The organism is Streptomyces sp. GC420, assembly GCF_009916105.1.
Taxonomy (GTDB): Bacteria; Actinomycetota; Actinomycetes; order Streptomycetales; family Streptomycetaceae; genus Streptomyces.
This window is the reverse complement of sequence record NZ_JAAAXQ010000753.1, coordinates 1-1,301: the sequence shown is the minus strand read 5'-3', so window position 1 is coordinate 1,301 and position 1,301 is coordinate 1. Positions and strand designations below refer to the sequence as shown.

The window sequence follows — 1,301 nt, the reverse complement described above, 5'->3', positions numbered from 1 at the left end:
GCCCCCTGCTCCCCCGTGCTTCCCCCTGTCCTTCAGGGGCCGCGCCGTTCCGCCGCCCCGTGTCGGCGGTACCGGCGCCGCGCCCCCTCCGTGCCCACCACTCTTCCGTCCGCGCAGGTCGGGGCCTATCCGCGCGACTACTCATCTCCCCCACTAGGTACGGGTACTCAGCTCTGAGTGCGCGGGCGCAGACCCGGGCGGCACCGACTGGCTACGATCGCGTCCGTGTCGGTACTCCCTCTTGTCTTCACCAGCGGCTGGGCCAGTGGGATCAACGCCTATGCGGTGATCCTGCTGTTCGGCATATTCGGCCTCACCGGCCTGAGCGACGAGGTGCCCGCATCGCTCCAGCGCACCGATGTGCTGATCGTCGCGGGTGTGCTCTTCCTGATCGAGGCGGTGGCCGACAAGATCCCGTACGTGGACTCGGTGTGGGACGCGGCGCACACCGTGATCCGGCCGGTCTCCGGTGCCGTGGTGGCGGCGCTGCTGGCGGGTGAGAGCGGTTCCCTGCCGCAGCTGGCCGCGGGCGCGATAGGCGGCTCGACGGCGCTGGCCAGCCATCTGGTCAAGGCCGGAACGCGGATGGCCGTCAACACCTCTCCCGAGCCCGCGAGCAACATCCTGGTGAGCGTCGCCGAGGACCTGGGCGTCGCCGGGATCATCACCGTCGCGGTCTTCCACCCCGTGGCGGCTGCGGTCGTGGCCGGTTCGCTGCTGGCCCTCGGCATCCTGATGGTGGTCTTCCTGGCCTCCCGGATCCGGCGCTTCCTGCGGCGCAGGGCCCAGCGCAAGGAGGAGAAGCGGCTCGTGGCGGCCGGTCACCCGGCCGGAGCACGGGCCGGAGCGCCACCGCTCTGACGGTGTTGTCGGTGGCGCCGGATAAGGTCCCTGACATGGCACGGATTGCGGTGATCGGCGCCGGGACGGGCGCCATGGCGGCGGCCGCCCGGCTGGCCGTCGCGGGCCACCGGGTGGTGGTGTACGAACGCGGGGGGACGTACGGCGGCGCGCTGGCCCGCCTGGAGCGGGAAGGCTTCGGCTTCGACACCGGTCCCGGTCTGCTGCACCTGCCCGCGGTCTACCGCGATCTGTTCCTCAAGACCGGAAGGGAACCGCTGGAGGACGGCGTGGAGCTGGTCCAGGTGGACCCGGCGAGCGCGCACGTCTTCGCCGACGCCGGGCGCACCCGCGTCGAACTGCCGGGCGACGGCGTGGTCGAACTCCAGCAGCCTCGGATCGTCGCCATCGGCAGGCGCGGTCAATATCGTGGGTTGGCGAGGGGCCTTGCTCTGCGGTGT

The 1,301-nt window shown here is 71.6% G+C and carries 2 protein-coding genes; both read left to right on the top strand.

Going from position 1 to position 1,301, the window contains the following annotated elements:
• Positions 1–225: 225 nt before the first annotated feature.
• Entirely contained in the window at positions 226–861 is a 636-nt protein-coding gene (locus GUY61_RS38395; protein ID WP_166634905.1) for a DUF4126 domain-containing protein, read from the top strand.
• 35 nt (positions 862–896) lie between these two features.
• A partial coding sequence (locus GUY61_RS38390) for an NAD(P)-binding protein (protein WP_166634904.1) occupies positions 897–1,301 on the top strand: 405 nt, incomplete at its 3' end.